The organism is Pseudomonas sp. SST3, from assembly GCF_003325755.1.
Genome location: NZ_QORI02000213.1, coordinates 1 through 1885, shown reverse-complemented (window position 1 = coordinate 1885; position 1885 = coordinate 1). Strand labels below are relative to the sequence as shown.

The window sequence follows — 1885 nt, the reverse complement described above, 5'->3', positions numbered from 1 at the left end:
TCGAGGTGCCAAACACCGCCGTCGATATGAACTCTTGGGCGGTATCAGCCTGTTATCCCCGGAGTACCTTTTATCCGTTGAGCGATGGCCCTTCCATACAGAACCACCGGATCACTAAGACCTACTTTCGTACCTGCTCGACGTGTCTGTCTCGCAGTCAAGCGCGCTTTTGCCTTTATACTCTACGACCGATTTCCGACCGGTCTGAGCGCACCTTCGTACTCCTCCGTTACTCTTTAGGAGGAGACCGCCCCAGTCAAACTACCCACCATACACTGTCCTCGATCCGGATAACGGACCAGAGTTAGAACCTCAAAGTTGCCAGGGTGGTATTTCAAGGTTGGCTCCACGCGAACTGGCGTCCACGCTTCAAAGCCTCCCACCTATCCTACACAAGCAAATTCAAAGTCCAGTGCAAAGCTATAGTAAAGGTTCACGGGGTCTTTCCGTCTAGCCGCGGATACACTGCATCTTCACAGCGATTTCAATTTCACTGAGTCTCGGGTGGAGACAGCGCCGCCATCGTTACGCCATTCGTGCAGGTCGGAACTTACCCGACAAGGAATTTCGCTACCTTAGGACCGTTATAGTTACGGCCGCCGTTTACCGGGGCTTCGATCAAGAGCTTCGCTTGCGCTAACCCCATCAATTAACCTTCCGGCACCGGGCAGGCGTCACACCCTATACGTCCACTTTCGTGTTTGCAGAGTGCTGTGTTTTTAATAAACAGTCGCAGCGGCCTGGTATCTTCGACCGGCATGAGCTTACGGGGTAAACCCTTCACCCTCACCGGCGCACCTTCTCCCGAAGTTACGGTGCCATTTTGCCTAGTTCCTTCACCCGAGTTCTCTCAAGCGCCTTGGTATTCTCTACCCAACCACCTGTGTCGGTTTGGGGTACGGTTCCTAGTTACCTGAAGCTTAGAGGCTTTTCCTGGAAGCATGGCATCAACCACTTCTCCTTCTAAAAGAAGGATCGTCATCAGTTCTCGGCATTAAGACCCCGGATTTACCTAAGATCTCTGCCTACCACCTTAAACTTGGACAACCAACGCCAAGCTGGCCTAGCCTTCTCCGTCCCCCCATCGCAGTAACTAGAAGTACGGGAATATTAACCCGTTTCCCATCGACTACGCTCTTCAGCCTCGCCTTAGGGACCGACTCACCCTGCGTCGATTAACGTTGCGCAGGAACCCTTGGTCTTTCGGCGTGCGAGTTTTTCACTCGCATTGTCGTTACTCATGTCAGCATTCGCACTTCTGATACCTCCAGCAAGCTTCTCAACTCACCTTCACAGGCTTACAGAACGCTCCTCTACCGCTCAACTTACGTTGAACCCGTAGCTTCGGTACCTGGTTTGAGCCCCGTTACATCTTCCGCGCAGGCCGACTCGACTAGTGAGCTATTACGCTTTCTTTAAAGGATGGCTGCTTCTAAGCCAACCTCCTAGCTGTCTGAGCCTTCCCACATCGTTTCCCACTTAACCAGGATTTTGGGACCTTAGCTGACGGTCTGGGTTGTTTCCCTTTTCACGACGGACGTTAGCACCCGCCGTGTGTCTCCCGTGCTGACACTTGCTGGTATTCGGAGTTTGCATCGGTTTGGTAAGTCGGGATGACCCCCTAGCCGAAACAGTGCTCTACCCCCAGCAGTGATACACGAGGCGCTACCTAAATAGCTTTCGAGGAGAACCAGCTATCTCCGAGCTTGATTAGCCTTTCACTCCGATCCACAGGTCATCCGCTAACTTTTCAACGGTAGTCGGTTCGGTCCTCCAGTTAGTGTTACCCAACCTTCAACCTGCCCATGGATAGATCGCCCGGTTTCGGTCTATTCCCAGCGACTAGACGCCCTATTAAGACTCGCTTTCGCTACGCCTCCCCTAT

General features: G+C 52.8%; 1 rRNA gene. It reads right to left on the bottom strand.

Annotated elements, in window-relative coordinates:
• Positions 1–1885 (bottom strand): 23S ribosomal RNA (locus tag DQ405_RS26725); the annotation flags it as partial.